We start from the raw sequence: 26,164 nt of genomic DNA on the forward strand, positions 1-26,164 counted from the left end.
GTAGGTCCCGATGGGGCTCAGGCGGTGTCGCGGTCGGTGCAGTCGCGGCAGGTGCCGAACACCTCGACGGTGTGGCTGATGTCGGCGAAGCCGTGCTCGTCGGCGATCGACTGGGCCCATTTCTCCACGGCCGGGCCCTCGACCTCGACGGTGTGTCCGCACTCGCGGCAGACCAGGTGGTGGTGGTGTCCGGTCGAGCAGCGCCGGTAGACGGCCTCGCCGCTGTCGGTGCGCAGCACGTCGACCGCGCCGGCGTCGGCCAGTGATTGCAGTGTCCGATAGACGGTGGTCAGGCCGATGCCCTGACCGCGCCGGCGCAACTCGTCGTGCAGATCCTGCGCCGACCGGAACTCGGTGATCTCGTCGAGCAGCGACGAGATCGCGCTGCGCTGCTTCGTCGACCGGATGCCGACCGGCTTGGGCGCGCTCATCGGTCGGCCCCCGACTGCTCCTCCGCGTGGGCGACCGCGTCGAGCACGATGTGGGCGAGGTGGTCGTCGATCAGCTGGTAGAGCACCTCGCGTCCGGCGCGGTCGCCGCGCACGACCCCCGCCGACTTGAGCACCCGCAGGTGCTGGCTGATCAGCGGCTGGGTGGCGTCGAGCGCCTCGACCAACTCGTGCACGCAGCGCGGACCCTCCTGCAGTTGCAGCACGATCGCGATCCGGACCGGGGCGGCCAGGGCGCGCAGGATCTCGCCGGCGCCCTCCATGACCTGCTTGGTCGGCAGCTCTGCGGGGGCGGCGCTCCCCGCGCAGTCGGGGGCGTCCTCCGCCGGATGCGAGATGATCGTCACGAGGTGGCTCCTGCGAGGAATCGACGGCCCGGTCGCCGGGGTACGGCGCCGGAAAGAAATTCACAATCATTTTCATATGCACTTCTGCGCATGTCAAGGTGTCGCCACACGTTTCTATAGGCAATCTTTATTGACTCAAGAGCCTGGTGCGCGCATTGTAAAAGCGAAGTAAGTCATCGATAGAAATTGGAGGTTGGATCATGGCCATCGTTGCGCATGCGCCGATGCACGACCACCACCTGTCGGAGACGATGGAGCGGGTGCGCACGGACCCCGGCTATGCGGCGTTCTGGCTGCTGCGGATCGGGTTCACCGTGCTGCCGTTGTGGTTCGGCATCGACAAGTTCTTCGGGGTCCTCACCGACTGGGACCACTACCTCGCCCCGTGGGTCGCGGACCTGAGCCCGCTGACCACCCACCAGACCATGCTGGTGGTGGGGGCCATCGAGATCGTCGCCGGCATCGCCGTCGCGATCAAGCCGCGCTATGCAGCCTTCGTGGTCGCCGCCTGGCTCGCGGGCATCGTCATCAACCTGCTGTCATATCCCGGCTTCTACGACATCGCCCTGCGCGACTTCGGGCTGTTGCTCGCCGCACTGACCCTCGCGCGCCTGGCCCATGCCTACGACCCGAGCTGGGTGCGGAGCCGCTCACCCGCGAAGAGTTGACGGCGGCCGGCGGCCTTGCGCTGCGGCGTCCGTCGGGAGTGTTCGCGGGCCGTGAGGCGGCGGGTGAACCCGATGCCCGATCCGGATAAGGTGGGACTCGGGTTCACGGCCCCCGCGCGGCACCTCGGTGCCGGCTGCGCGGTGGCCGCCGCGCCCGTCCTCAATTCCGAGCACCACTCACGACCGGGAGCAGCGTTCCGTGGCAGGTAAGACCAACCGCATCGACACCGTCGTCAACCTGGCCAAGCGCCGCGGCCTGGTGTTCCCGTGCGGCGAGATCTACGGCGGCACCAAGTCGGCGTGGGACTACGGCCCGCTCGGCGTCGAGCTCAAGGAGAACATCAAGCGGCAGTGGTGGCGCAACATGGTCACCAGCCGCGACGACGTGGTGGGCCTGGACTCCTCGGTGATCCTGCCTCGCGAGGTATGGGTGGCGTCCGGCCACGTCGGCGTCTTCAACGACCCGCTCGTCGAGTGCCTGAACTGCCACAAGCGGCACCGCCAGGACCACCTGCAGGAGGCCTACGCGGAGAAGAAGGGCCTCGACAACCCCGATGACGTCGCGATGGACGTTCTCGCCTGCCCGGACTGCGGCACCGTCGGCCAGTGGACCGAGCCGCGCGACTTCAACATGATGCTCAAGACGCACCTCGGCCCGGTCGAGTCCGAGGAAGGGCTGCACTACCTGCGGCCCGAGACCGCGCAGGGCATCTTCGTCAACTTCGCGAACGTGCTGACCACCTCGCGCCGCAAGCCGCCGTTCGGCATCGGCCAGATCGGCAAGAGCTTCCGCAACGAGATCACCCCCGGCAACTTCATCTTCCGCACCCGTGAGTTCGAGCAGATGGAGATGGAGTTCTTCGTCAAGCCCGGCGAGGACGAGCAGTGGCACCAGTACTGGATCGACCACCGCATGTCCTGGTACACCGACCTCGGCATCAAGCCGGAGAACCTGCGCCTGTTCGAGCACCCGAAGGAGAAGCTCTCCCACTACTCCAAGCGGACCGTCGACATCGAGTACCGCTTCGGGTTCCAGGGCAGCGACTGGGGTGAGCTCGAGGGCGTGGCCAACCGCACCGACTTCGACCTCAAGACCCACTCGGAGCACTCCGGCACCGATCTGAACTACTTCGACCAGGCCTCGGGCGAGCGCTACACCCCGTACGTGATCGAGCCGGCCGCCGGACTGGGCCGCTCGATGATGGCGTTCCTGGTCGACGCCTACTGCGAGGACGAGGCCCCCAACGCCAAGGGCGGGGTCGACAAGCGCACGGTGCTGCGGCTCGACCGCCGGCTGGCCCCGGTCAAGGCCGCGGTGCTGCCGCTCTCGCGCAATGCCGATCTGAGCCCGAAGGCGAAGGACCTGGCCGCGACGTTGCGCCGCAATTGGAACGTCGACTTCGACGACGCCGGCGCCATCGGCCGCCGCTACCGTCGCCAGGACGAGGTCGGTACCCCGTTCTGCATCACCGTCGACTTCGACACGCTCGAGGACCAGGCGGTGACGATCCGCGAGCGCGACACCATGAGCCAGGAGCGCATCGCGCTGGACAAGGTCGAGGGCTACCTGGCCGAGCGTCTCCTCGGGGCGTAGCCATGGGCGAGGCAGGGGCGGCGATCACCCCGGACACCAAGGACTGGACCTGGGTGATCGGCCGGCGCTGCCCGGACTGCGGGCTCGACGCGTCGACCGTCGAGTACGTGCGGATCCCGGAATCGATCCGCACGGCCGCCGCGGGATTCGGTGCCGTGCTCGCCCGTCCGGACGCGGCGCGCCGGCCCGACCCGCACACCTGGTCGCCGGTCGAGTACGCCGCGCACGTGCGGGACGTGTGCGCGGTGTTCGCCGACCGGCTGGCGTCGATGCTGACCGAGGACGGTCCGCGGTTCTCCGAGTGGTCGGGCGACGACGCGGCGGTGCAGCAGGCCTATGCGGAGCAGGACCCGGGCCAGGTCGCGACCGCCCTTGTCGCGCAGGCGAACCGGGTTGCGGATGCGTTCGCGGCGGTTCCCGTGGGCGACCGTGCGCGTACCGGTCGGCGCGGCGACGGGATGGAGTTCACGGTCGACTCGCTGGCCCGCTACCTGGTGCACGAGCCGGTGCACCACCTGTGGGACGTGCGGGGCTGAGCGGTCAGGCGCTGCGTCGGGTGTGCGACTCGGGCGCGGCATGGGACTGCGCAGCCGCATCGGCCGCGGGTTCGAGCAGGAACACGCGGAACTCGCGTCCGCACGCGAGGCGTTGCTCCATCGCGTACCCCGGCCAATAGTGCACCAGGCCCTGCCACAGTGCGGCGCGTTCGTCGCCCTCGACCATCCGCACACGCATCTCGGACTCGGCCGCGCCGACCTTCACCCGGGCGGTGTCGACCGCGCGTAGGTTCGCCGACCAAAGGGGGTGCTTGGGCAGCCCCCAGTTCGAGCCGGCGACGACATAGCCGCGCCCGAACGGTACGCACAGCAGCGCGGTCGTGCGGGGCAGTCCGGTCTTGCGCCCCGGCACGGTGATCTGCAAGGACGGCAGCCCGGCGATGCCGACCAGGCTGACCCGGTTGTTCGTCCACGCCCGCAGGTGCGATTCGAGAAACAGGATCAGCGGACGCAGGCGCATTGTCAGCTCGCGGGATCCGACCCACCTGCCCAACGCCGCGAGCGGACTACGGGGGCGTGGGCCGATCACGGGCGCGGTCATCGCGGTGAGGAGTCCTTCCGGTGCGGGTCGGACAATCCTCGCACGACGGCGGCACTCATGACATTTGTCATGGAAAGGTCGTGATCGACATCCGGGGTGCCGCGGGGCGTCCGGCGGCAGGCTCGTGGACATGATCACAACACCCGCGCTGGAACTGCGCGATCTGCGAAAGAGCTTCGCGGTCAAAGGGGAAGGCCGCGTCCGGGCCGTGGACGGATTGTCGTTGACGGTGCAGCCGGGGGAGATCGTCGCGTTCCTCGGCCCGAACGGGGCCGGCAAGTCGACGACGATCGACCTTCTGCTCGGGCTCGCCCGGCCCGATCACGGCACCGCTCGCGTGTTCGGGTTCGACCCCGGCGAGGCGGTAGCGTCGGGACGGGTCGCCGCCGTGATGCAGTCCGGCGGTCTGCTGCGCGACGTCACCGTCCGCGAGACAGTCGAGATGATCGCGTCGCTGTATACGAGCACCAGGCCGGTCGACGAGGTGCTCGACCGCGCCGGCATCACCGAGATCGCCGGGCGGCTGGTGCACAAGTGCTCCGGCGGGCAACAGCAACGGCTGCGGTTCGCGATGGCACTGCTGCCCGACCCCGACCTGATGGTGCTCGACGAGCCGACCAGCGGCATGGACGTCGAGGGCCGGCGCGAGTTCTGGGCGGCTATGCGCCAGGACTCGATGCGGGGGCGCACCGTGCTGTTCGCCACCCACTACCTCGACGAGGCCGACGCTTACGCCGATCGGATCGTATTGGTGCGCAAGGGCCGAGTGGTCGCCGACGGGAGCGCCGCCGAGATCAAGAACCTCGCCTCGGGACGGGTCGTCGCCGCCACGCTGCCCGGCGTCGACCCGGCCGGTCTGCTGGGATTGCCTGGGGTGGAACGGGTCGAGCGGCGTGGTGATCGGGTGTTGTTGCACACCAACGACTCCGATGCGGTCGCACGGCATCTGCTGACCGTCACCGACGCTCGCGACCTGGAGATCACCGCGCGGGGGCTCGAGGATGCCTTCCTCGCACTGACCGCAGACGACCGCGTGCGTGGGCCCGCAGCTCACGCACAGGCGACCGAAGGGAGCCTGTCATGACCGCCACCACTGTCGATCGCCGCGTCCCGCCGCTGGGCGGGTTCAGCGCGCGCTTCCTCGGCCTGGAACTGCGCCGGCTGCTGCGCAATCGGCGCACCGTCGTCTTCACGCTGGCGATGCCGCCGATCTTCTACCTGATCTTCGGACTGTCCGGGAACTACAAGACCCAGTACCCGGACGGCTGGCACGGCAACGTGAGCGCGTTCGTGATGATCTCGATGGCCGTCTACGGTGCGATGATCGCCACCACCAGCGGCGGCGCGATGGTCGCGGTCGAGCGCGCCCAGGGCTGGAGCCGGCAGCTGCGGCTGACCCCGCTGCGTCCGGTCGCGTACGTCGGCATCAAGGTACTGGTCGCGATGAGCCTCGGTCTCGCCTCCGTGGCAATCGTCTTCATGCTCGGCGCGCTCAGCGGCGCCGAGGCGGACCCGCGGGTGTGGATGGTCGCCCCGTTGGTCGCGTGGTCGGGGTCGGCCGTCTTCGCCGCGTTCGGATTGTTCGTGGGCTACCTGCTGCCCTCGGAGAACGTGATGCAGTTCCTCGGACCGGGACTGGCTGTGCTCGCCTTCGCCGGTGGACTGTTCGTCCCCCTCGACGGTGGGGTCTTCGGGACGATCGCGAAGTTCGTACCGACCTACGGGCTGGCAAGGCTCGCGCACGCCGCACTGACCGGGGACAGCGCCGGCGGCATCGCCCTCGCCGTGGTCAACATCGTGGTGTGGGCGGCAGTGTTCGTGGTGGGTGCGGCCGTCGCCTTCCGGCGCGACACCCAGCGGGTCTGAACCCGGGGGATAGCGTGGGCGCGGTGAAGGCAGGTGAGCCGGCGGGTGTGCGGAGGCCGATCAACTACGGCTGGCTGTTCTCCGCGATCTGGCTGGTGTACCTGTGGTACCCGGTCTGCGCGGTGCTGGACCGGCCGGCCCTGTGGGCGAAGGCCGTCGGCGTAGCGGCGATCGTCGCGTTCGCCGTCGTGTTCGCGGCGACCTTCGCCCGGGTGACCCGGTACCGCCGTGCGCTGAACCTCGAGCCACCGTGGTGGGTGTGGCTCTCGCTCGTGGCGATGGGGGCCCTCGTCGTCGCGCTGGTTCCGCTCGCGGGCCAGACCGCGTTGACCGGCACCATCTACATCGCCACGCTCGCGACGATGACGCTGCCGAACCGCTCGGGCTGGTCGGTGGCGGCCGGGCTGGTCGCGGCGATTCTGCTCGCGTCGGCGTTCATGGACGGCTGGGAATCAGGCGGGTTCTTCGTGGTCCAGCTGCTGCTGTCCGCCTTTGCCGGGTGGGGCGTGTCGATGCTGATCCTGCGTAACCTCGAACTGGCGCAGGTGCGCGAACAGCTCTCCGCGTTGGCCGTCGTCGCCGAACGGGAACGCCTCGGCCGAGACATCCACGACATCCTCGGCCACTCGCTCTCGGTGATCACCATCAAGGCCGAGTTGGCGGGACGGCTGCTCGACTCGGTCCGTTCCGACGGATCCGCCGGTGCCGACTCCATCGGCGGCGACCGTGCGCGCCGGGAGATCGCCGACGTCGAAGCGCTGGCGCGGCAGTCCCTCGCCGACGTGCGCCGGACCGTCGTCGGGCTCCGCAACGTCACGTTGACCGGGGAGCTCGCCGGGGCTCGGTCGGCGCTGGAGGCGGCCGGGATCGCCGCGCAACTGCCGAACTCGATCGACGACGTTCCGGAGCGGCGCCGCGACCTGTTCGCGTGGGCGCTTCGTGAAGGCATCACCAATGTGGTGCGGCACAGCGGCGCCGGCCGGTGCCGGGTGCGTTTGAGCGCCGAGGTGCTCGAGGTGGCCGATGATGGTGGAGGCATGTCGACGGCCGCGTGGACGGGTGCCCGTGCGACGACCGAGGGGACGGGTTTGAAGGGCTTGCAGGACAGGGTCGATGCGGCCGGCGGGGTACTGGTGCTGTCGCGGTCGGACCTGGGCGGAGTGAGCCTGCGGGTGCAGGTGGCCGGATGATCCGGCTGTTGCTGGCGGACGACCAGGCCTTGGTGCGCGGCGCCCTGGCCGCACTGCTGGACCTCGAGCCGGACCTGCAGGTGGTTGCCGAGGCGGGTACGGGCGAGGACGCGGTCGAGGCGGCCCGTGAGTACTGCCCCGACGTCGCACTGTTGGACGTGGAGATGCCGGGCATGGGCGGGCTGGCCGCCGCAGCGGCGCTGCGCGACGCGGTGCCGCAGTGTCGGGTGCTGATGGTGACCACGTTCGGCCGGGCCGGCTACCTGCGCCGGGCGATGGAGGCCGGGGCAGGTGGGTTCATCGTCAAGGACACGCCCGCCCGGGAACTGGCCGAGGCGGTCCGCCGGGTGCACGCCGGCCTGCGGGTGGTCGACCCGACGCTCGCGGCGGCGACGCTCAGCGTCGGCGCCTCCCCGCTGACCGGTCGCGAGACCGACGTGCTGCGGGCCGCACGCAGCGGTGGCACCGTCGCGGATCTGGCACGGCACCTGCACCTGTCGGAGGGAACGGTCCGCAATCACCTGTCCGCGGCGATCGGCAAGACCAGCGCGCGCACCCGTGCCGAGGCCGTCCGGTTGGCCGAGGAGAACGGCTGGCTGTAGCGGTCAGTTCGCCGCGGATGTGGCCGTCGGCGCGGCGGTGGTGGTGGGCGCTGCGGCGGTGGTCGCTGCGGCGGCCGGATCAGAGGTATCGGGAGTGGTGGCCGACTCGGTGCCGGCAGCTTCCGCGTCCTCCGTCGGGGGGGCCTCGGTCGGGGTGGCCTCTGCCGGGATGGCAGGGGTGGTGGTCGGCGTCGCCGCGACGGCCGCGTTCTGTTCGGCGGAGTCGGCGGCGGCCTCGGTCGGGGTGGCCGGCGCGGGCGCGAGCGGGTTGGTCGTCGGTGCTGCCGCGGTGGCGCCGGCGGCGGCGCTCTGCGCGGCGTTGAGTGCGGACTCGATGCTCTTGGCGTCGGGCTTCGCGGCCGGGTCGACGGGCTTGCCCGCCTGCGCCTGCTGCGCCAGATAGGTCAGCCACGCCGCGGCGTACTCGGCCGACGTGAGCGGCTTGCCGTCGGTGGGGTTGGCGTCGTGCCAGTAGTCGAAGTGGTGTCCGGTGCCGGGGCCGAGCGTGAGCTGGTACGGGTCGTTCATGACGACCGGGATCGTGTTCTGATTGGTCACGATCAGACCGACGATCTCGTTGAGGAACTTGCGCGGCAGGTAGGCGAGAGGCGCCATCTGGTCGCTGGTGATCGCGTCGGCCTTGCCCGCGGCGGGGACCTGCCCGGGCTTCGACGGCGTCGACCCGGAAGCGTCGGTGGCGGTCTGCCCGGCCGTCGCCTCCTCCGGCTTGTACGACGGATCGGACACCTTCAGCAGCACGTCGAGGAACGTCTGGTTGCTCTGCATCCAGTTCGGCTGCGACTGGATGTAGGAGAACGCGTTGATCGCGATGTGCGCCAGCGTGACCGCGACGTCCTGACCGGTCGCGGGGGTCAGCCCGCCCTTCTGAAGCGCGTCGACGTTCAGCTGCCGGCCGACGTTGGCCGCGAGTTGCAGCAGCGAGATGTTCTGCGGCGCAGCGCAGGTGAGGTCGCCGTCGGAACAGAATGACGCGATCCGGCCGTTGAGGGCGCCGAAGTCGTCGCCGCCGGTGTCGGTCATCGCGCCCTGTCCGGAGGCTGCGGTGGTACCGGTCTGGTAGGTCTTGTCGAATCCGTCGGGGTTGGAGAACGGGCTCTTCGCGCCGGGGAACGGACCCTGGCCGGTGGTGCGGCCGTTGTCGGCGAGGATCACCACCCCGAGCACGTGGGCCGGGTCGACGATGGCGTAGTGGCCGTCGGCGGGGGCCTGCTGGTGGCCGACGTCCATCGCGACGCGCCGCGCGACGTCGGCGCCCTCGCTGTAGCCGACGACCGAGAACTTGGTGTTCGGGCACGCCGCCTGGATCTGCCGCATCACCGACTCGGTGTTCGCCACGCCGGTGTCGACGGCGTTCTCGTAACTGTCCATGTCCGCCGGGTAGGCGATGTAGAGCGCGGCGTACGAGCCGGGCTTGGCCACCGCGGCGGGGGCGTTGACGACGGGGTCGACCCAGTGGCTGCTGTAGTTGTCCGACAGTGCCGCGGGCAGCGCCTTGCCGTTGGCGTCGACGAGCATCTTCGTGGTGCCGGCGACGGGCGTGTCGCCGCGGCCGGCCACCGACAGCGTCACCATGTCGTGGCATTCGGTGACCGACGCGGTGAGTTCGGTGTTCGCCGAGTGCGAGCCCCCCGACAGCGCCAGCGGGACCGTGATCAGCGCGGCGATGCCGAGGGCGCCCGGCGCGATCAGCCCCGACGCGAGCCGATGGTGCGCGAAGAAGTCACGTACGGTCCGGTATCCCCGAATTGCCACGGCCGGCTCCCAGTCGAAGTTCGTCGTGGCGGGTTCGCCACACCTCGGCCACCCAGGGGCGGCAGAGGATCTTGCACATCACCGGGAACGTCGTCCACCGAGACGGTTTCGTTACCGTCGCCCTGGCAGACTGGCGCGGGTGAGTACGGGACTGGGTTTCGGCGCCACGGTGGCCAGGTGGGTGCGCCGCACGCTGGTCGGGGTGGTGCTCATCGGGCTGGTCCTCGTCGGCGGCACCGCCCTGCGGGTCTGGCAGGTGGCCCGGATCGACGACTACTCGCACGCGGACTCGATCCTGGTGCTCGGCGCGGCCCAATACGACGGCACCCCCTCGAGCGTGTTCCAGGCGCGGTTGGACCAGGGCGCCGAGCTGTACCGGATGGGGGTGGCGCCGCTGGTGGTCACCGTCGGCGGCAAACAGGTCGGCGACGAGTACACCGAGGCCGAGGCGGGCCGGGACTACCTGGTCACCCGCGGGGTCCCGGCGGACCGGATCCTGCCGGTGCCCGTCGGCTCGGACACGCTGCAGAGCATCGAGGCGGTGGCTGCGGCGCTGCACGCGCGCGGCCTGGACTCGACGGTGATCTCCTCGGACCCGTGGCACTCGCTGCGCGCGCGGACGATGGCGCGCGACGCCGGTTTGCAGGCGTGGACCGCGCCGACCCGCACCGGTCCGGCGGTGTACACGCGCGAGTCGCAGCTGCACGGAATCATCAGGGAGACGGGCGCGTTGCTGTGGTACCAACTGACGCACTTCTCGGCCGACTTCAAATACAAGGGAGATCAGTGACTTCCAGCGGCGCCATCTCCACCAGCAAGGCTGTCTACACCGACCACGCCACCGAGCGGATGGTCGTCGAGGCGCCGAAGTCCGGGGCGCTGCCCGGCACCAGCAGCGAACACCGCAGCCCGTTCGCCCGCGACCGCGCCCGCGTGCTGCACAGCGCCGCGCTGCGCCGGCTCGCCGACAAGACCCAGGTGGTCGGGCCGCGCGACGGCGACACCCCGCGCACCCGGCTCACCCACTCGATCGAGGTCGCCCAGATCGGCCGGGGAATCGCCGAGGGCCTCGGCTGCGACCCCGACCTGGTGGACCTCGCGGGCCTGGCCCACGACATCGGCCATCCGCCGTACGGGCACAACGGCGAACGCGCACTCGACGAGGTCGCGGCGCCGTGCGGCGGGTTCGAGGGCAACGCCCAGAATCTGCGCATCCTGACCCGTCTGGAACCGAAGGTGCTGGCCAGCGCCGGCCGGAGCGTCGGGTTGAACCTGACGCGCGCGTCTCTCGACGCCGCGATCAAGTACCCGTGGGTGCGGCCCGAGCCGGGCGCCAAGTTCGGCGCCTACGACGACGACGCGGTCCTGCTGGAGTGGATCCGCGACGGCGCCCCCGAGCGACGGCAGTGCCTCGAGTCGCAGGTGATGGACTGGGCGGACGACGTCGCGTACTCGGTGCACGACGTGGAGGACGGCGTCATCGCGGGACGGATCGACCTGCGCGCACTGGCCGATCCCGCCGAGCAGCGGGCGCTGGCCGAGCTCGGGTACTCGGAGTTCACCGGGCTCGACTCGGCGACGCTCGTCGAGGCCGCGCAGCGGCTGTCCGAGTTGCCGGTCGTGCGCGCGGTCGGCGTCTACGACGGGACGCTGAGCAGTGCGGTAGCGCTCAAACAGCTGACCAGCGAGCTGGTCGGGCGGTTCGCCTCGGCCGCGATCACCGGCACCAAGCTGGCCGCCGGCGACCGGCCGCTCTCGCGCTACGAGGCGGACCTCGTGGTGCCGGCGCTCGTCGCCGGCGAGGTCGCGGTGCTCAAGACGGTCGCGCTGCGGCACGTGATGTCCGACCCGGCGCACCAGGCCCGCCAGGAACGTCAGCGCGACCGCATCCACCGGGTCGCGCAGTGGCTGCTCACGAGCGCGCCCGGCGGGCTGGACCCGATGGTCGAGGCCGACTGGCACCGCGCCAACGACGATGCGGCGCGGGTGCGGGTGGTCGTCGACCAGATCGCCTCCTATACAGAGACCCGGCTCGAGCGGGTGGACCGGGACAGCCGCGCCGATCAGGCGGGGTGGGGGTAGCCGGCCGCCACGTCCGTAGACTGCACGTGTGGCAGGACGAATCCCCGAACGTGACATCGCGGAGATTCGTGACCGCGTCCGCATCGAGGACGTCGTCGGCGACTACGTGGCGTTGCGGCGGGCGGGCGCGGATTCCCTCAAGGGCCTGTGCCCGTTCCACGACGAGAAGTCCCCGTCGTTCCACGTGCGCCCCAATCACGGGCACTATCACTGCTTCGGCTGCGGCGAGGGCGGCGACGTCTACTCGTTCCTGCAGAAGATCGAGCACATCAGCTTCGTCGAGGCGGTCGAGCAACTGGCCGAGAAGATCGGCCACCACATCAACTACGAGGGCGGCGGGACCACCGTCCAGCGGGACCGCGGCACCCGGTCGCGGCTGGTCGCCGCCAATGCCGCCGCGCAGGAGTTCTACGCAGAGCAATTGCGTACCCCGGCGGCGCAGGCCGCGCGCGACTATCTCGACGAGCGCGGTTTCGACGCAGCGGCCGCGCAGCGGTTCGGCTGCGGATACGCGCCCGACGGGTGGGACACGCTGACAAAGCACCTGCGGGCCAAGGGCTTCGAGTTCGCGGAGCTCGAGGCCGCCGGTCTGTCGAAGGAGGGGCGGCGCGGCCCGATCGACCGGTTCCACCGTCGGCTGCTCTGGCCGATCCGCAACCTGGCCGGCGACGTGATCGGCTTCGGGGCGCGCCGGCTCTACGACGACGACCAGATGAGCGCGAAGTACGTCAACACCCCGGAGACGTTGCTGTACAAGAAGTCCCAGGTGCTCTTCGGGCTCGACCTGGCCAAGCGGGACATCGCGAAGAGTCATCAGGCGGTGATCGTCGAGGGCTACACCGACGTGATGGCCATGCATCTCGCGGGCGTGCCGACGGCGGTCGCGTCATGCGGCACCGCGTTCGGCGATGAGCACCTGACCATGCTGCGCCGCCTGCTGATCGACGACAGCTATTTCCGCGGCGAGATCATCTACACCTTCGACGGCGACGCCGCCGGTCAGGCCGCGGCGCTCAAGGCTTTCGACGGTGATCAGAAGGTCACCGCGAAGACGTTCGTGTCGGTGGCGCCGGACGGTATGGATCCGTGCGAGCTGCGTCAGGACCGCGGCGACGCCGCCGTGCGCGATCTGATCGCCCGTCGCACACCGATGTTCGCGTTCGCGATCAAGGCGTTGCTGCAGGAACACGACCTGGACACCGCTGAGGGGCGGGTGGAGGCGCTGCGCCGCACGGTGCCGATCGTCGCGCGGATCAAGGATCGCGCGCTGCGGGACGACTACGCGCGCCAATTGGCAGGGTGGGTCGGCTGGGACGACATCGCGTCGGTCCTGCGCCGGGTGCGCGAGGAGGCCCGGCGCGGCGGAGGCGGTGGCGGCGGTGCGGCGCGGCCCGGTCGGGGGGCGGCCGCGACGGCGCGGACGGCGCCGGATCAGGAGGCAAGCGCGCTGCCGGCGCGTCCGCGCCCGAACGACCCGGCGTTGTGGCCGCAGCGCGAGGCGCTCAAATCGGCGCTGCAGCACCCGGCGATCGCCGGAACCGTGTTCGATTCGCTGCCCACGGACAGCTTCACCCACCCCGCCTATGCGGCGGTGCGTGAGGCGATCGAGCAGGCCGGGGGCACGGCCGCCGGGCTCGGTGGCGCCCAGTGGGTCGACGCGGTGGCGCAGGCGGCGGGGGAGCAGTCATCGCTGATCACCGAGTTGGCGGTCGAACCGATGCGGGTCGACCAGGCCGACGCCCCGCGCTACATCGGAGCGGTCCTCGCGCGCCTGCAAGAAGTGTGGGTGGGCGGCCAGATCGCCGACCTCAAGTCCAAACTGCAGCGCATGTCGCCGGCCGAGGAGCCCGACAATTACCACGCGCTGTTCGGCGATCTCGTCGCGCTGGAGCAGTACCGTCGCAGCCTTCTGGTCCAGGCGGCCGGCGATCGGAACGACGACAGTTACGCGGGCTGACGCGCGGTCAGGCCTCGCGGCGCTCCGGGATGTAGACGACGGTCTCCTCGTCGATCTGCTTGAGCGTGCGCATCTTCGGCTCCGTGCTCAGCGAGTCGGCCAGCTTCTGGCGCCCCGCGTCGAGCACGGTCTTGGTGGCGGGGCTGGTCAGCACCGCCTTGGTCGCGCGGGAGATCTGCTCGTAGCGCCGTCGGCCGGCCTTGGTGCCCAACACGTACCCGGCACCTGCCGCGATCAACACCCGGAACATCCGCGCCTCGCTTCCTCGCCCACGGTTTCCACCGCCCACGACTACTGACTGCCGCCGTCCATCCTGCCAGGTCCGCGGGCCCGCCGTCGCAACCGGTGGCGGTGGGGCGGGGGGCGATTTGGCACAGGGGCACCCACATGCGCTAAGGTTTTCCCGCAGCGGCCGGAGACGGACGCAGAGCACGGCAATCCCCTGTAGCTCAATTGGCAGAGCATCCGACTGTTAATCGGACGGTTACTGGTTCGAGTCCAGTCGGGGGAGCCACCAAGGCCCCGCACTCCGGTGCGGGGTTTTGCCGTTTCGGCGGTTTCGGCCGTTTGACCCGCGAAATCGGCGTGCGTTACTGTCCGGCGGCGATCATCGGGTCGACGGGGCAGTAGCTCAGCTGGTCAGAGCAGCGGACTCATAATCCGTCAGGTCGTGGGTTCGAGCCCCACCTGCCCCACTCACGTGCGGTGCCGACCGGCGCTGCCGGTCGCCGATCTTCTAGGGTGATCGTCGTGCACAGCATTGCAGTGATCGACTCCTGGCCGGTCGACCACGCCGCGGTGGCGGTGCGAACCGCCGCCGGGCCCGCAGGGACGGCCGGTCCCGTCGACCGGGTCTTCGACCTCGCCTCGGTCACCAAGCTGCTCAGCGCCTATGCGGCACTCGTCGCCGTCGAGGAGGGCGCGATCGAGCTGGACCAGCCGGCCGGCCCGCCCGGCGCCACGGTCCGGCACCTGCTCGCACACACCTCGGGGCTGGCCTTCGACGAGCAGCGGGTGCGGTCCGAACCGGGGCGGCGCCGGATCTACTCCAGCGCAGGCTTCGAGGTGCTCGCCGCGCACATCGAGCAGGAGACGGCGATCGCGTTCCCCGCGTACGTGGCCGAGGCGGTGTTCGCGCCGCTCGGCATGACCGCGTCCGCGCTGCCCGGGCCGGCCGGGCACGGCGGGCGTTCGACGGTCGGGGACCTCGACAGGTTCGCCGGCGAACTGCTGGCCCCGACCCTGATCTCCCGGTCGCTGTGGGCCGAGGCGACGACTGTGCAGTATCCGGGGCTCGACGGGATCCTGCCGGGCTACGGTATGCAGCGCCCCAACGACTGGGGGCTGGGCTTCGAGTTGCGCCGCCACAAGTCCCCGCACTGGACCGGGTCGCGGAACGCGCCGGCCACGTTCGGGCACTTCGGGCAGTCCGGCACCTTCCTGTGGGTGGATCCGGTGGCCGGTGTCGCCTGCGTGGCGCTGACCGACCGGCCGTTCGGGGACTGGGCCAAGCCGCTGTGGCCCGCACTGTCCGACGCGGCGCTCGCCGAATTCACGTCGTCATGACGCGCTGAACGATCGCGCGGCCGACGCGGCGGTTCGCGAGGACAGCACGGCGTCGACCTGAGAAGATTCCTGAGAATTACCGGCAGTATCACCGTTGAAGTGGCGCAACAGGGGCATCACAGGGCACACTGGTCACTGGAATACACACCGATACCATGCGTCGCCGTGAATTCCGTGCAGGACACGAGGTCGTTGGGGAAGACGTCCCTCGTCGAAGCCGGAGGTTCACAGTGCGAGCGCTGACTCAGTTTGCCGATGCGACGACTGGCGTGGTCTACATCCACTCGTCGCCCGCTGCGGTGTGCCCGCATGTCGAGTGGGCGCTCGCCTCGACTCTCGACTGCCGTGCCAACCTCAAGTGGACCGCGCAGCCGGTCGCCGCGGGGATGCTGCGCGCCGCCACCAGCTGGGTCGGCCCGGTGGGTACCGCGGCGAGGCTGGCCCGCACTCTGCGCGAGTGGCCGATGCTGCGGTTCGAGATCACCGAGGACCCCAGCGACGGCGTCGACGGCGAACGGTTCAGCCACGTGCCGGGACTGGGCCTGTGGCGGGGCTCGACCAGCGCGAACGGCGACGTCGTGGTCGGCGAGATGCGGCTGCGGGCGATGCTGGCCGGCGGCGTCGACGCGCTGGCCACCGAGCTGGACACCGCGCTGGGCACTGCCTGGGACGAGGCGCTCGAGCCCTATCGCAGCGGCGGCGAGGGCGCCGAGGTCACCTGGCTCAAGCGCAGCGTGGGCTGACGCCCCGTGCGCGGGTTGCGGGGTCCGGACCCCGCAACCCGCGCACGGGTACCGCAAAAGCAGGTATGCCTTCCGGTACTTCTCCCGTCGTGGGGGGACCGTGGCCAGGGGACAGTGGAGTGGACTCCCCGAATCCCGGACACGAACGCCGCCGTGCCCGGGGCGGGCCAACGAGAGGGACTCCGCTCCATGTCGACCACCCCGCTGCAGTCACGCCCGGTCGCCGCCGTCCGCCGGCCGGTCACGGGCCATCGTGCCGCCACCGGACCGATCCTCATGGGGGCCGCCGAGCATTGCCTCCGCTTGAGCGCGATGACGCTGGAATCGGGACACCTGCCCGGCGACGAGGAGTTCGCCCCGATCCGTGACCGCGCGGCCGAGGCGGCGCGCAGCGGCACCCCGATCGAGCAGGTGCTGGCGCACTGCCATCGCGGGATGGCCGCCGCCCGGGCCTTCCTGCTCGACCGGACCCCGGACCCGGGACCCGAGGTCACCCGACGGCACAGCCTGCTGCTGTTCTCGCTTTCAGACCGGCTCGCGGTCGTCTCCTCCGGCGCGTACGTGGCACAGTGCGCGCGGCCGGAACCACGCGGTGGCGCGCTCACCCCCGACCTCGTCGTCGACGCGCTGCTGAGCGGGCGTGACGCGACGTCACTCGGCCACCGCCACGGCATCCGGCTGGCGGAGAACCACCTCGTCGTCGCGCTGGCGATCCGGCCCCGCGCCGACGAGGACCCCGCCGTGCGGCGCGGCGGCCAGGCCCTCGGCGTCGCGCTGACCGACCGGCTCGGTGGTCCGCTGCTGGCCTCGCTGTCGGGACAGCGCAAGTTCCTGCTCCTCCCCGGAACCCCGACGTGGACCGACGTCGAGTCGGCGCTGCAGCGGGCCGCGGCATCGGCGGGCGTCGAGATCACCGCGGCCGCCGTCCAGTCGCCGACCTCCGGGATCCCCGATGCGGCCGAGCAGGCGCAGGAGTTGCTGGTGCTCGCGGGCCTGGGTGCGGCGTCGTCGACCACGCTGCACGGACTGGCCGATCTGGCGCTGGAATACCAGCTCACCCGGCCCGGGCCCGGACGCGACCAGCTGGTCGGTCTGCTCGACGCGCTCAGCCCCGAGTTGATCGAGACGCTGCGCGTGCACCTCGACGAGGGGGTGCACCGTCAGCGCACCGCCCGCCGACTGCACCTGCACGCGAACTCGGTCGACTACCGGCTCCGGCGCATCGCGCAGCTCACCGGCCGGGATCCCGGCCAGCCGATGGGCCTGTGGACGCTGCGGGCGGCGATCGTCGTGAGCGACTACCTGACCGCGGTCCGGCACACCGGCGACCACCGCGTCGCCTGCTGACCCGTCTGACCTGCGGGCGGTGCTGCGGTGTTGATGATCCGTCGCTGCGAGTGCTGTGCGGCGCTGCTCGGTTGCCGCGCCGCGGCATGCTCGTGTTGCGGTGGCCGCGAACTGTCCCGCGTGCCGGTGTGCGGACGCGGCGCGATCGTGGCGTGCACGGTTGTCACCGATCCCTCCGGACTGACCGGCCCGCTGTGTGCGATCGCCATCGTCGAACTCGACGAGGGCCCGTGGATCTACGCCTGGGTCGAGGGGATCACCGCCGGACCGGTCGGCCCTCTGCGGGTGCGCCTGCTGCGCGACGACAGGGGAGCGGACTATCCCCACTTCGTGTGCTGCGCAGCGTGACCCGGCAGGTCGCGTCGACGGACTGTTCGATGCGGCCTATTCGTCCCGCTCGACCGACCAGCGCTGTTCGACCTTCGCCCAGCGCCAGTAGCCGACCGTGCAGGCCCAGGCGAGGACGAACATGCCGACGATCGCGAACCCGACGTTGTTCAGGTTGATCGAGGCGATCCAGTTCGTCACCGGGTCGACCAAACCCAGGTCGTCGTGCAGCACGCTGATCAGTTCGATGGACCCGATGAGCAGGGCGACGGCGATGGACAGCCCGGTGATCGTCAGGTTGTAGTAGACCTTGCGGACCGGGTTCGAGAACGCCCAGTCGTAGGCGACGTTCATGAACAGACCGTCCACCGTGTCCATCAGGCTCATGCCCGCCGCGAACAGCAACGGCAGCACCAGGATCGCATACCACGGCAGTCCGGCGGCGGCGCCGGAACCGGCCAGCGCAAGCAGCGCGACCTCGGTGGCGGTGTCGAAGCCCAGGCCGAACAGCACCCCCACCGGGTACATCTGCCCGGGACGGCTGATCGCCCGCATCAGCGGTCCGAGGATGCGGGCGAGGAACCCGCGGGCGTTGAGCGCCTCCTCGAGTTCGTCGTGGTCGTATCGACCGTTGCGCAGTCCGCGGAACACCCGCCAGATCCCGATCAGCGCGACCACGTTGAGGATCCCGATGATGTAGAGGAACGAGCCGGAGGCGAGGGTGCTGATCATGCCGAGCCGGTGCCGCGCCGGCGAGTCGTCGTCGACGAGCGTGCCGACGATGTGGGCGCCCAGCACGACGAGCGCGGCCATCACGAACACGATCGTCGAGTGACCCATCGCGAACCAGAAGCCGACCGACTTCGGGCGCTTCCCGTCGGCCATGAGCTTGCGCGTGGTGTTGTCGATCGCCGCGATGTGGTCGGCGTCGAAGGCGTGCCGCAGGCCGAACGTGTAGGCGGTGATCCCCAGCCCGACCCCGAACACCTGCGTGCCCAGGTGGTATCCGTGCGGGGCGATCAGCCAGAACAGCATGCCGAACCCGATCACGTGCATGGCGGCGATCACGCCCAGCAGCGCGCCGGCCTCGGTCCAGTCGCGGCGGGTCCAGTCGGACAGCACACTGCGCAGGATGCGAGGTTGGCGGGTGGGCGGGGTGCCGGTGCGGGGCGTGGTCACGTGCGGGCCTCCTGGGATTGACGCGTCCCTCTCGACGGGCGTGATGCGCAGGGTCTGGCTCCCCGCCGACGGCAGCTGGTCGCGAGTGCGAATGCACGAAGGCATTGCTCGCGAAACATTGCTCGCCGGCGGGACACAGTGGCGCGACCGCACCGGATTGGCACCGGTTTCCTACGGCATCACGGATGACCTGAGCACTCTAAACCCCGGACCTGGGAGCGCGTCGGCGCCTTGCGCTTTCCTGTGGGCCGGGTGTGCCGGGCCGGGGTGGTCTCAGGCGGCGAATCCGCGGCGCGGCCGGCGCAGCGAGGCCAGCCCGGTCTCGGTGAGATAGTGCGCGATGGTCAGCGCCGGGTGACGGTTCGGCAGGGGCTCCTTGCCGTCGGCCAGTCGCCACATCTGGGTGGAGTGCCACACCAGGTCGGAGGCGCCGTCGAGCTTGGCGATGCCGATGCGCCGCGGACGGACCGTGCTGGCCTGGGCGGTGCCGGCGAGCAGCCGCGCGGGCAGGTCCGGTTCGAGGATGAGCGGTCGGCCCAGCCCGATCATGTCGACCGCGCCGGACTCGAGGGCATCGGTCATGCCGCCACCGGTGCGGAATCCGCCGGTGAGCATCAGCGGCAGAGTCCGTGCGTCGGTCACCGACCGCACCCGCTCGGCATAGTCGAGGAAGTATGCCTCGCGGGCCCGGGTGCTGTCCTTGGCCGGCTCGGCGGGCATGCCCATCATCGCGGTGGACTCGTAGGTGCCGCCGGAAATCTCGAGCAGGTCGATGCCGAGGTCGGCCAGTTCCAGCACCACCTCGACCGACTCGTCCTCGGTCATCCCGCCGCGCTGGAAGTCCGCGGAGTTCAGCTTGACCGACACCGGCACCCGCGGGCCCACCGCGGCGCGGGTCGCCCGGACGACCTCGAGCAGGAACCGACGGCGGTTCTGCGCGGAGCCGCCCCACTCGTCGTCGCGCTGATTGGTCAGTGGGGAGAGGAACTGGCTGATCAGGTAGCCGTGGGCGGCGTGCACCTGTACCCCGCCGAAGCCCGCGTCCACGACGGTGCGTGCGGCGGTCGCGAAGCGCTGTACCAGGTCCAGGATCTCCTGGTGGTTCAGTGCGCGGGGGCGGGCGAAGGCGCCGCCTGTCCCGGCGATCGCGATCTCCGACGGGGCGACCGGCCGGGCACTGAGGTGGCGGGGGATCTGGCGGCCCGGGTGGTTGATCTGCACCCACGCCCGGGAGCCGCCCGCGGTGGCCGACTCTGCCCAGCGGCGCAGTTCCGCGAGGTGACGGGTGTCCTCGACGACAACGTTTCCGGGCTCGCCGATGGCGGTCCGGTCGATCATCACGTTGCCGGTGATCAGCAGTCCGGCGCCCGAACCCGACCACCGCCGATACAGCCGGTCGAGGCGCGCGGTGGGGCCGTTGTGCTTGTCACCGAGCCCCTCGCTCAACGCGGCCTTCGCCATACGGTTGGGCAGCGTGACCCCGCAGGGCAGCGGCAAAGGTGTGGCGAGCGTGGTCGCATCCGGCATCGCGAAGTCCCCCTCCTGCGTGACCGGCAGGTGGATCCGGCCACGATGTGACTGTTGTTACCCCCCGACCCTATGAGTTGGGCGATCGCTCAGTTGATCCGGGTACCGGAAGTACGAGGTACCGGGACGGCTGCGGCCCCGACCGTGATGGTCGGGGCCGCAGCCGAACTCGATGCCGTGCTCAGATCACAGTGGGATGTTCTTGTGCCGGCCGCGCCGGGCCGGGGCGGCGGCGAGCGCCGCGGTGATGCGGCTGCGGGTGACCGCGGGATCGATCACCTCGTCGACCACGCCGATGTCGATCGCGCGGCCGACTCCGCCGGCGATCTGCTCGTGCTCCTGCGCGAGCCGGTCGTGCAGGGCCTCGCGCTCCTCGTCGGGTGCGGCGGCCAGGGCACGCTTGTGCAAGATGCCGACGGCGGCCTTGGCGCCCATGACCGCGACCTCGGAGTCGGGCCAGGCGTAGACGGCGGTGGCGCCGAGCGCGCGGGAGTTCATCGCGATGTACGCGCCGCCGTAGATCTTGCGGGTCACCAGCGTCACCCGCGGCACGGAGGCCTCGCCGAAGGCGTGCAGCAGCTTTGCGCCGCGGCGGACCACACCCTCCCATTCCTGGCTGACGCCGGGAAGGTAGCCGGGCACGTCGACGACGACCACCAGCGGGATGCCGAAGGCGTCGCACAGGCGCACGAACCGCGCGGCCTTCTCGGCGCTCTCCGAGTTCAGGCAGCCGCCGAGGCGCAGCGGGTTGTTGGCGAGGACGCCGACGGTGCGCCCGGCCAGCCGGCCCAGCCCGATCACCATCGAGCGGGCCCACTTGGCCTGGAACTCCTCGAAGCTGGACAGCTCGAGGCGTTCGCCGTCGGGTCCCTCGACGACCTCGTGGTCGAGCAGCGTCCGGACGATCGGGTGCACGTCGTAGGCGCGCCGGTTCGACTCGGGCAGCATCGCCTTCAGATCGACGTCGCCGGCCTCGGCCTTGGCCCGGTCGAAGTGACCCTGGCGGGAGAACAGCGCCACGAGGCGACGCCCGCGGCTGAACGCGTCGGCCTCGTCGTCGGCGACGATGTGGCAGACGCCGGACTTGCCGTGGTGGGTGTCGGGGCCGCCGAGCGAGGCCATGTCGACCTGTTCGCCGGTGACCGACTTCACGACGTCGGGCCCGGTCACGAAGACGCGGCCCTCCGGCGCCATGATGACCACGTCGGTCAGCGCCGGGCCGTAGGCGGCCCCGCCGGCGGCGAAGCCGACGACGATCGAGATCTGCGGGACGAGTCCGGAGGCGCGGATCATGGCCTCGAAGACCAGTCCGACCGCGTGCAGGGCCTCTACGCCCTCGGCGAGGCGGGCGCCGCCCGAGTGCCAGACGCCGACGATGGGGGATTCCTCGGCGATCGCGACGTCGTACGCGTCGACGATGTGCCGGCAGCCGTCGACACCCATCGCGCCGCCCATGACGGTGCCGTCCGTGCAGAAGGCGATGGTGCGCACGCCGGAGATCTCGCCGGCCGCGGCCAGGACGCCGGAACGGTCGCGCGGGTGCAGCAACTCGACGGTGTCGGGGTCGAAGAGGACCTCGAGGCGGCGCAGCGGGTCACGAGGATCAGGCTTGGCCTCGACGCTCTGGCCGGGGGCGAGAAGAGTCATCGATTCCTCCTGGGGTTGGTCGTGTGCCGGCTTGCGTGGCAGTCGATCTCGCTTCGAGTCGGTGTGGGTCGGGGACGGGAGAGGTCCCCGGTTCGGGTGGGTCCGGGACGGATCCCGGAACCCACCCGCGGGGTGAGGTGCCGGCGTGTCCGGAGGACTCGGCGGCACCCCGCCCGATGAGGCATGCGATCTAGGCGCGACCGAACGCGAGGGCCACATTGTGACCACCGAATCCGAACGAGTTGTTGATCGCGAAATCGATCTGGCCGTAGCGCGGTTCTCCCTTGACCACGTCCAGGTCGATCTCCGGGTCCTGGTTGTCCAGGTTGAGCGTGGGCGGGATGACTCCCTCACGCAGTGCCAGGACGGTCAGGACCGCTTCCAGCGCGCCCACCGCTCCGATGGAGTGTCCGAGCGCGGACTTGGGTGCGTACACCGCGGCGTGGTTGCCCACGGCGGACTTGATGGCCAGGGCCTCGGCGGTGTCGCCGATGGGGGTGGCCGTGGCGTGCGCATTGACGTGCGCGATGTCGGCCTTGGTCAGGCCGCCGGTCTGGATCGCCCGGGTCATCGCCCGCGCCGCGCCCGTGCCCTCGGGATCGGGAGCGACGATGTGGAAGCCGTCGGAGGTGATCCCCGCGCCCATCAGGCGGGCGTGGATGGTCGCGCCCCGGGCCTTCGCATGCTCCTCGGTCTCGAGCACCATCAGGGCCCCGGCCTCGCCGAACACGAAGCCGTCGCGGTCCTTGTCGAACGGACGCGAGGCGGCCTGTGGGTCGTCGTTGCGGGTGCTCAGCGCGCGCATCATCGCGAAGCTCGCGATCGGCACCTCGCTGACCTGGCCCTCGACGCCGCCGGTGACGACGATGTCGGCGTCACCGAGAGCGATCATCCGGTAGGCGTGGGCGATCGCCTCGGAACCCGACGAGCAGGCCGAGACCGGGGTGATCACGCCTGCCTTGGCGCCGAGTTCGAGCCCGACCGTGGCGGACGGGCCGTTCGGCATGACCATCTGCACCGCGAACGGGGAGACCTTGCGGTACCCGCCGGCGCGCATCTTGTCGACCGCGTCGATGAGGGATTCGCCCCCGCCGAGGCCGGTGCCGATGACGACGCCGAGGCGCTCCTTGTCGACCTCGGGGCTGCCGGCGTTCTGCCACACCGTGCGGGACAGGCTCAGCGCCAGCCGCTCGACGAAGCTCATCCGGCGGACCTCGACGCGCGAGAGCGTCTCGTCGGGGCTGACCTTCAACTGGCCGGCGATCCGAACCGGAAGGTCATACTCCTCGACGAACGGGTCGGCGATGATGCCGACGCCGCTCTCGCCGGAGAGCAGTCCCTTCCACGTGGCATCCACGTCACCAGCGATCGACGTCGTGGCCGCGAGGCTGGTGACGACGATATTGGGGATCGTCCCGTTGCGGGTGGTGGCGGAGGTCACGGCTCGACTCACTTGCCCTCGGAGTCGGCGTTCTCGGCGAGCTTGGCCTTGACGGTGTCGGCGGCCTCGCCGCCCTCGGCCTCGAGCTTCTGGATGTACGAGACGACGTCACCGACGGTGCGCAGGCCGGCGAGGTCCTCGTCCGGGATCTTCACGCCGTACTTGTCCTCGGTCTGCACCGCGATTTCGACCATGGACAGGGAGTCGATGTCCAGGTCGTCGACGAAGGACTTCTCGACGGTCACCTCGGAAGGCTCGATACCGGTGACCTCCTCGATGATCTCCGCGAGGTTGGCGATGATTTCTTCCTGAGTCGCCACTTGGGTGGCTCCCTTCTGCTGTGTGGAAAACAATGAGCCCCGGATCGATTTCGGTGCGCAGACCCGGATGCGCGGTCTGAGAGGCTAGCCCAGCTCTCTGAACTGAGCGAGGTCGTCGGGTGTCTTGAGGGCCAACGTGGGCGTGCCACGCATCTCCCGCTTGGCGATTCCGACGAGCGTGCCGGCCGGCGGCAGCTCCACCAGCGCGGCCGGTGCCGACTCGCGCAGCGTGGCGGTGCACAGGTCCCACCGCACCGGGCGGGTGACCTGCGCGACCAGGCGCTCGAGCGCCTCCGTGCCGGAGGCGACGGCCTGGCCGTCGGCGTTGGACAACAGCGTCCGGACCGGATCCGACGGAGTGATCTTCGCGGCGGCCGCGGCGACGGCGTCCTCGGCCGGAGCCATGAACTGGGTGTGGAATGCGCCGGCGACCGGGAGCGCGCGGACGCGGGCCTTCTCGGGCGGGTTGGCGGCGAGGGCCTCGAGGTCGTCGAGCTTGCCGGCCGCGACGATCTGCCCGGCCGCGTTGCGGTTGGCCGGCTCCAGGTTCAGCTCGGCCAGACGTGCCAGCACGGCCTGCTCGTCGCCGCCGAGGACGGCGGACATGCCGGTGGGGACCAGGGCGCAGGCCTTGGCCATCTCGGCACCGCGGACGGCGGCGAGGGAGACGGCCTCGTCCACGCCGATGACGCCGGCGATGGCCGCGGCGGCGAGCTCGCCGACCGAGTGACCGGCGGTCACCAGCTCCTGCGGGACGGCGCCGTCACGGGTCAGCTCGGCGTAGGCGAGCAGCGCGGCGGCCACGACGAGAGGCTGGGTCACCGCGGTGTCGGTGATCTCCTCCGCGGAGGCGGTGGTGCCGAGCCGCTGCAGGTCCAGGCCGGTCAGCTTGGACCAGAGGGAGACCTGGTCGGCTGCGCCGGCGAGTTCCAGCCACGGTGCGAGCATGCCAGGTGTCTGGGAGCCCTGTCCGGGTGCAAGGAGCGCTATCACGTTGATCAGAGAACACCCCCGCGGCGCTCGGCAGTCGTGTCGCCGGGCACGAACTATGAGGACGAGATTTGTAGGTTTCCTCTAAAACCCCAAGAAAACGGGCCCTATCTACGCAAGGCCCCACATCGTTACAGGTGTTACCTGTGAGCTTGTTGGGGCCTCGGTCAGGGACCGGGTACCTGCACGGATGAGCCTTCCGACCGTGCTGGCGACCCGAAGCACGTAGGCGTCGCGCGCATCGGAGGGGTCCCGGCCCGTGACAGCCGCGATCTTTTTCAGGCGATACCGGACAGTATTTGGATGGACGTACAACTCCCGGGCGCAGCGCTCGATCGAGCCGCCGGAGTCGAGGTAGATGTCCAGGGTCTCGGCGAGTGATGTGGCGGTCGCCAGCAGCGGCGTGATGATCTGGTGGTCCAGGGCGGCGATCGCCGACCGGTCGCCGATGAGGGCGCGCTCGGGCAGCAGTTCGGCGGCATGCACGGGCCGCGGCGCGGTCCGCCACCCGGCGACCGCTTCGAAGCCGATCAGCGCCTGCACGGCGCTGGTGTGCGCCGTGGCGAGGGTCTCCGACGTCCCGCCGATGACCACCGGCCCCGAGGAGAACCCCTCGAGCACGTCGTCGAGCAGCGCACTCGGCGAGCTGAGCTCGCCGCTGATCACCGCGACCAGCCGCGCGCCCTGCACCACCGCGAGCGCGGACCGGCCGTGCTTCTCCGCGGCCTCGTGCACGGTGCCGGCCGACGAGACGTTGTCGGCCGGCGGCGGCGACCCCACCAGCACGGTCGCCCGCTCGGTCGCGTCCCAGTTCAAGGTGGCGGCGCGCGAGAGCATCGCGGAGTCGGAGTCCCCGCGCACCACCGCGTCGACGACCATCGCCTCGAGCCGCGTGTCCCAGGCGCCGCGGGACTCGGCGGCCGAGGCGTACACGGCCGCCGCGGCGAATCCCAGTTCGCGGCCGTAACGCAGTACCGCCTCGGTCAGCGCGACGAGTTGCTGGTCGTTGCGGGCGAGCAACGGCAGCCACTTCTCGAAGAACTCCATGGCCACCCGGACCATGTCGACGGTCTGTCGCAGCGTCACCCGGCGGGCGAGGTCCTGCGGGACCACGCGGAACGCCTCGACAGTGGAGAGGATGTCGCCGTCGGGGTCGCGCAGCCAGTCGATGAAGTTGACCACCGCGGTCTGGACGACCAGTTGAACGCCGGCGCGTTGAGAGGCCTCCAGCCGCCCGAAGAAGGGCAGTTGCTCCTCCATCGACGACACCGCCTCGGTGGAGAGCCGGCCCGAGTACTTCTTGACCCGGCGCAGCAGCGCCTCGGGGAGCGGGTTCTCGGTGGTGCCGGGGTTCATGGCACAAAAACTACGCCGGAACACGTCCCGAGCACGGCCCGACGCCCGGCAGGGGCCGGCCCGCTGGTGCGGGTCGGCCCCTGCCGGGCGTCGGT

The 26,164-nt window shown here is 70.6% G+C and carries 26 protein-coding genes and 2 tRNA genes; 16 read left to right on the forward strand and 12 right to left on the reverse strand.

Annotation, left to right across the window (positions count from 1 at the left end):
- Window positions 1-17: 17 nt before the first annotated feature.
- Entirely contained in the window at window positions 18-431 is a 414-nt protein-coding gene (locus G4X40_RS17245) for a Fur family transcriptional regulator (RefSeq protein WP_277834272.1), read from the reverse strand.
- Complete coding sequence (locus tag G4X40_RS17250; RefSeq protein WP_277834685.1) at window positions 428-787, reverse strand: ArsR/SmtB family transcription factor; 360 nt, start codon at window positions 785-787, stop codon at window positions 428-430. The genes G4X40_RS17245 and G4X40_RS17250 overlap by 4 nt, the downstream gene beginning before the upstream one ends.
- A 209-nt stretch (window positions 788-996) precedes the next feature.
- Here G4X40_RS17250 and G4X40_RS17255 point away from each other — a divergent pair, with 209 nt between their 5' ends.
- The 3 genes from G4X40_RS17255 (at window position 997) to G4X40_RS17265 (ending at window position 3,594) form a co-directional block, all read left to right on the forward strand.
- The gene (locus tag G4X40_RS17255; protein ID WP_408642240.1) at window positions 997-1,464 is read left to right on the forward strand and encodes a hypothetical protein; all 468 of its coding nucleotides are present in this window, start codon (window positions 997-999) and stop codon (window positions 1,462-1,464) included.
- Window positions 1,465-1,663: 199 nt separating this feature from the next.
- The gene (locus G4X40_RS17260) at window positions 1,664-3,058 is read left to right on the forward strand and encodes a glycine--tRNA ligase (protein WP_277834274.1); all 1,395 of its coding nucleotides are present in this window, start codon (window positions 1,664-1,666) and stop codon (window positions 3,056-3,058) included.
- Window positions 3,059-3,060: 2 nt separating this feature from the next.
- On the forward strand, window positions 3,061-3,594 hold the full coding sequence (locus G4X40_RS17265; RefSeq protein ID WP_277834276.1) for a DinB family protein: 534 nt from the start codon (window positions 3,061-3,063) through the stop codon (window positions 3,592-3,594).
- 4 nt (window positions 3,595-3,598) lie between these two features.
- Here G4X40_RS17265 and G4X40_RS17270 read toward each other — a convergent pair whose 3' ends face one another.
- The gene (locus tag G4X40_RS17270) at window positions 3,599-4,156 is read right to left on the reverse strand and encodes a nitroreductase family deazaflavin-dependent oxidoreductase (protein ID WP_277834277.1); all 558 of its coding nucleotides are present in this window, start codon (window positions 4,154-4,156) and stop codon (window positions 3,599-3,601) included.
- A gap of 130 nt (window positions 4,157-4,286) precedes the next feature.
- On the opposite strand from G4X40_RS17270, the gene G4X40_RS17275 reads away from it, so the two are divergent.
- Genes G4X40_RS17275 through G4X40_RS17290 form a run of 4 tightly spaced genes read left to right on the forward strand, consistent with a single transcriptional unit; the run spans window position 4,287 to window position 7,814 of the window.
- Window positions 4,287-5,240 (forward strand): ABC transporter ATP-binding protein, encoded by a 954-nt coding sequence (locus tag G4X40_RS17275; protein WP_277834278.1) that lies wholly within the window; start codon window positions 4,287-4,289, stop codon window positions 5,238-5,240.
- A complete protein-coding gene (locus G4X40_RS17280; RefSeq protein WP_277834279.1) occupies window positions 5,237-6,022 on the forward strand; it encodes an ABC transporter permease in 786 nt (261 codons plus the stop codon). Before G4X40_RS17275 ends, G4X40_RS17280 begins: the two co-directional genes overlap by 4 nt.
- A 23-nt stretch (window positions 6,023-6,045) precedes the next feature.
- Window positions 6,046-7,212 carry a sensor histidine kinase gene (locus G4X40_RS17285; RefSeq protein ID WP_277834280.1) on the forward strand — a complete coding sequence of 389 codons (1,167 nt, stop codon included), beginning with the start codon at window positions 6,046-6,048 and terminating at the stop codon, window positions 7,210-7,212.
- Window positions 7,209-7,814, forward strand: coding sequence for a response regulator transcription factor (locus G4X40_RS17290; RefSeq protein ID WP_277834283.1), 606 nt, complete (start codon window positions 7,209-7,211; stop codon window positions 7,812-7,814). The genes G4X40_RS17285 and G4X40_RS17290 overlap by 4 nt, the downstream gene beginning before the upstream one ends.
- A gap of 3 nt (window positions 7,815-7,817) precedes the next feature.
- On the opposite strand, the gene G4X40_RS17295 is transcribed toward G4X40_RS17290, so the two are convergent.
- Window positions 7,818-9,587, reverse strand: coding sequence for a cutinase family protein (locus G4X40_RS17295; RefSeq protein WP_277834285.1), 1,770 nt, complete (start codon window positions 9,585-9,587; stop codon window positions 7,818-7,820).
- A 139-nt stretch (window positions 9,588-9,726) separates the two neighbouring features.
- Here G4X40_RS17295 and G4X40_RS17300 point away from each other — a divergent pair, with 139 nt between their 5' ends.
- Genes G4X40_RS17300 through dnaG form a run of 3 tightly spaced genes read left to right on the forward strand, consistent with a single transcriptional unit; the run spans window position 9,727 to window position 13,626 of the window.
- Entirely contained in the window at window positions 9,727-10,377 is a 651-nt protein-coding gene (locus G4X40_RS17300; protein ID WP_277834287.1) for a YdcF family protein, read from the forward strand.
- Window positions 10,374-11,669 carry a deoxyguanosinetriphosphate triphosphohydrolase gene (locus G4X40_RS17305; RefSeq protein WP_277834289.1) on the forward strand — a complete coding sequence of 432 codons (1,296 nt, stop codon included), beginning with the start codon at window positions 10,374-10,376 and terminating at the stop codon, window positions 11,667-11,669. Before G4X40_RS17300 ends, G4X40_RS17305 begins: the two co-directional genes overlap by 4 nt.
- A gap of 28 nt (window positions 11,670-11,697) precedes the next feature.
- On the forward strand, window positions 11,698-13,626 hold the full coding sequence (gene dnaG / locus G4X40_RS17310; RefSeq protein ID WP_277834291.1) for a DNA primase: 1,929 nt from the start codon (window positions 11,698-11,700) through the stop codon (window positions 13,624-13,626).
- Window positions 13,627-13,633: 7 nt separating this feature from the next.
- Here dnaG and G4X40_RS17315 read toward each other — a convergent pair whose 3' ends face one another.
- A complete protein-coding gene (locus tag G4X40_RS17315; RefSeq protein ID WP_277834293.1) occupies window positions 13,634-13,876 on the reverse strand; it encodes a hypothetical protein in 243 nt (80 codons plus the stop codon).
- Window positions 13,877-14,064: 188 nt separating this feature from the next.
- Here G4X40_RS17315 and G4X40_RS17320 point away from each other — a divergent pair.
- From G4X40_RS17320 to G4X40_RS17345, 6 genes are all read left to right on the forward strand, one after another.
- A tRNA-Asn gene (locus tag G4X40_RS17320) sits at window positions 14,065-14,140 on the forward strand.
- A gap of 106 nt (window positions 14,141-14,246) precedes the next feature.
- Window positions 14,247-14,321 (forward strand) — tRNA-Ile (locus G4X40_RS17325).
- A gap of 55 nt (window positions 14,322-14,376) precedes the next feature.
- The gene (locus G4X40_RS17330) at window positions 14,377-15,192 is read left to right on the forward strand and encodes a serine hydrolase domain-containing protein (RefSeq protein WP_277834295.1); all 816 of its coding nucleotides are present in this window, start codon (window positions 14,377-14,379) and stop codon (window positions 15,190-15,192) included.
- 230 nt (window positions 15,193-15,422) lie between these two features.
- A complete protein-coding gene (locus tag G4X40_RS17335) occupies window positions 15,423-15,935 on the forward strand; it encodes a DUF3145 domain-containing protein (RefSeq protein ID WP_277834297.1) in 513 nt (170 codons plus the stop codon).
- Between the two features lie 189 nt (window positions 15,936-16,124).
- Window positions 16,125-17,282, forward strand: a complete 1,158-nt coding sequence (locus tag G4X40_RS17340; protein WP_277834299.1) for a PucR family transcriptional regulator — start codon at window positions 16,125-16,127, stop codon at window positions 17,280-17,282.
- Between the two features lie 33 nt (window positions 17,283-17,315).
- On the forward strand, window positions 17,316-17,630 hold the full coding sequence (locus G4X40_RS17345) for a Zn-ribbon domain-containing OB-fold protein (RefSeq protein WP_332519203.1): 315 nt from the start codon (window positions 17,316-17,318) through the stop codon (window positions 17,628-17,630).
- A gap of 36 nt (window positions 17,631-17,666) precedes the next feature.
- Here the strand turns inward: G4X40_RS17345 and nicT are convergent, their stop codons facing one another.
- The 7 genes from nicT to G4X40_RS17380 form a co-directional block, all read right to left on the reverse strand.
- Window positions 17,667-18,743 carry a Nickel transporter NicT gene (gene nicT / locus G4X40_RS17350; protein ID WP_408642246.1) on the reverse strand — a complete coding sequence of 359 codons (1,077 nt, stop codon included), beginning with the start codon at window positions 18,741-18,743 and terminating at the stop codon, window positions 17,667-17,669.
- Window positions 18,744-19,061: 318 nt separating this feature from the next.
- Window positions 19,062-20,315 carry an NADH:flavin oxidoreductase/NADH oxidase family protein gene (locus G4X40_RS17355; RefSeq protein WP_277834305.1) on the reverse strand — a complete coding sequence of 418 codons (1,254 nt, stop codon included), beginning with the start codon at window positions 20,313-20,315 and terminating at the stop codon, window positions 19,062-19,064.
- Window positions 20,316-20,501: 186 nt separating this feature from the next.
- The gene (locus tag G4X40_RS17360) at window positions 20,502-21,962 is read right to left on the reverse strand and encodes an acyl-CoA carboxylase subunit beta (RefSeq protein WP_277834307.1); all 1,461 of its coding nucleotides are present in this window, start codon (window positions 21,960-21,962) and stop codon (window positions 20,502-20,504) included.
- Between the two features lie 190 nt (window positions 21,963-22,152).
- A complete protein-coding gene (locus tag G4X40_RS17365; protein WP_277834309.1) occupies window positions 22,153-23,403 on the reverse strand; it encodes a KasA/KasB family beta-ketoacyl-ACP synthase in 1,251 nt (416 codons plus the stop codon).
- Window positions 23,404-23,411: 8 nt separating this feature from the next.
- Window positions 23,412-23,723, reverse strand: a complete 312-nt coding sequence (acpM, locus tag G4X40_RS17370) for a meromycolate extension acyl carrier protein AcpM (RefSeq protein WP_277834310.1) — start codon at window positions 23,721-23,723, stop codon at window positions 23,412-23,414.
- 84 nt (window positions 23,724-23,807) lie between these two features.
- Window positions 23,808-24,716, reverse strand: coding sequence for an ACP S-malonyltransferase (locus G4X40_RS17375; protein ID WP_277834312.1), 909 nt, complete (start codon window positions 24,714-24,716; stop codon window positions 23,808-23,810).
- Between the two features lie 108 nt (window positions 24,717-24,824).
- Complete coding sequence (locus G4X40_RS17380; RefSeq protein ID WP_277834314.1) at window positions 24,825-26,069, reverse strand: PucR family transcriptional regulator; 1,245 nt, start codon at window positions 26,067-26,069, stop codon at window positions 24,825-24,827.
- Between the last annotated feature and the right edge of the window lie 95 nt (window positions 26,070-26,164).

It is taken from the genome of Speluncibacter jeojiensis, from assembly GCF_029589495.1.
Lineage (GTDB): Bacteria > Actinomycetota > Actinomycetes > Mycobacteriales > Mycobacteriaceae > Speluncibacter > Speluncibacter jeojiensis.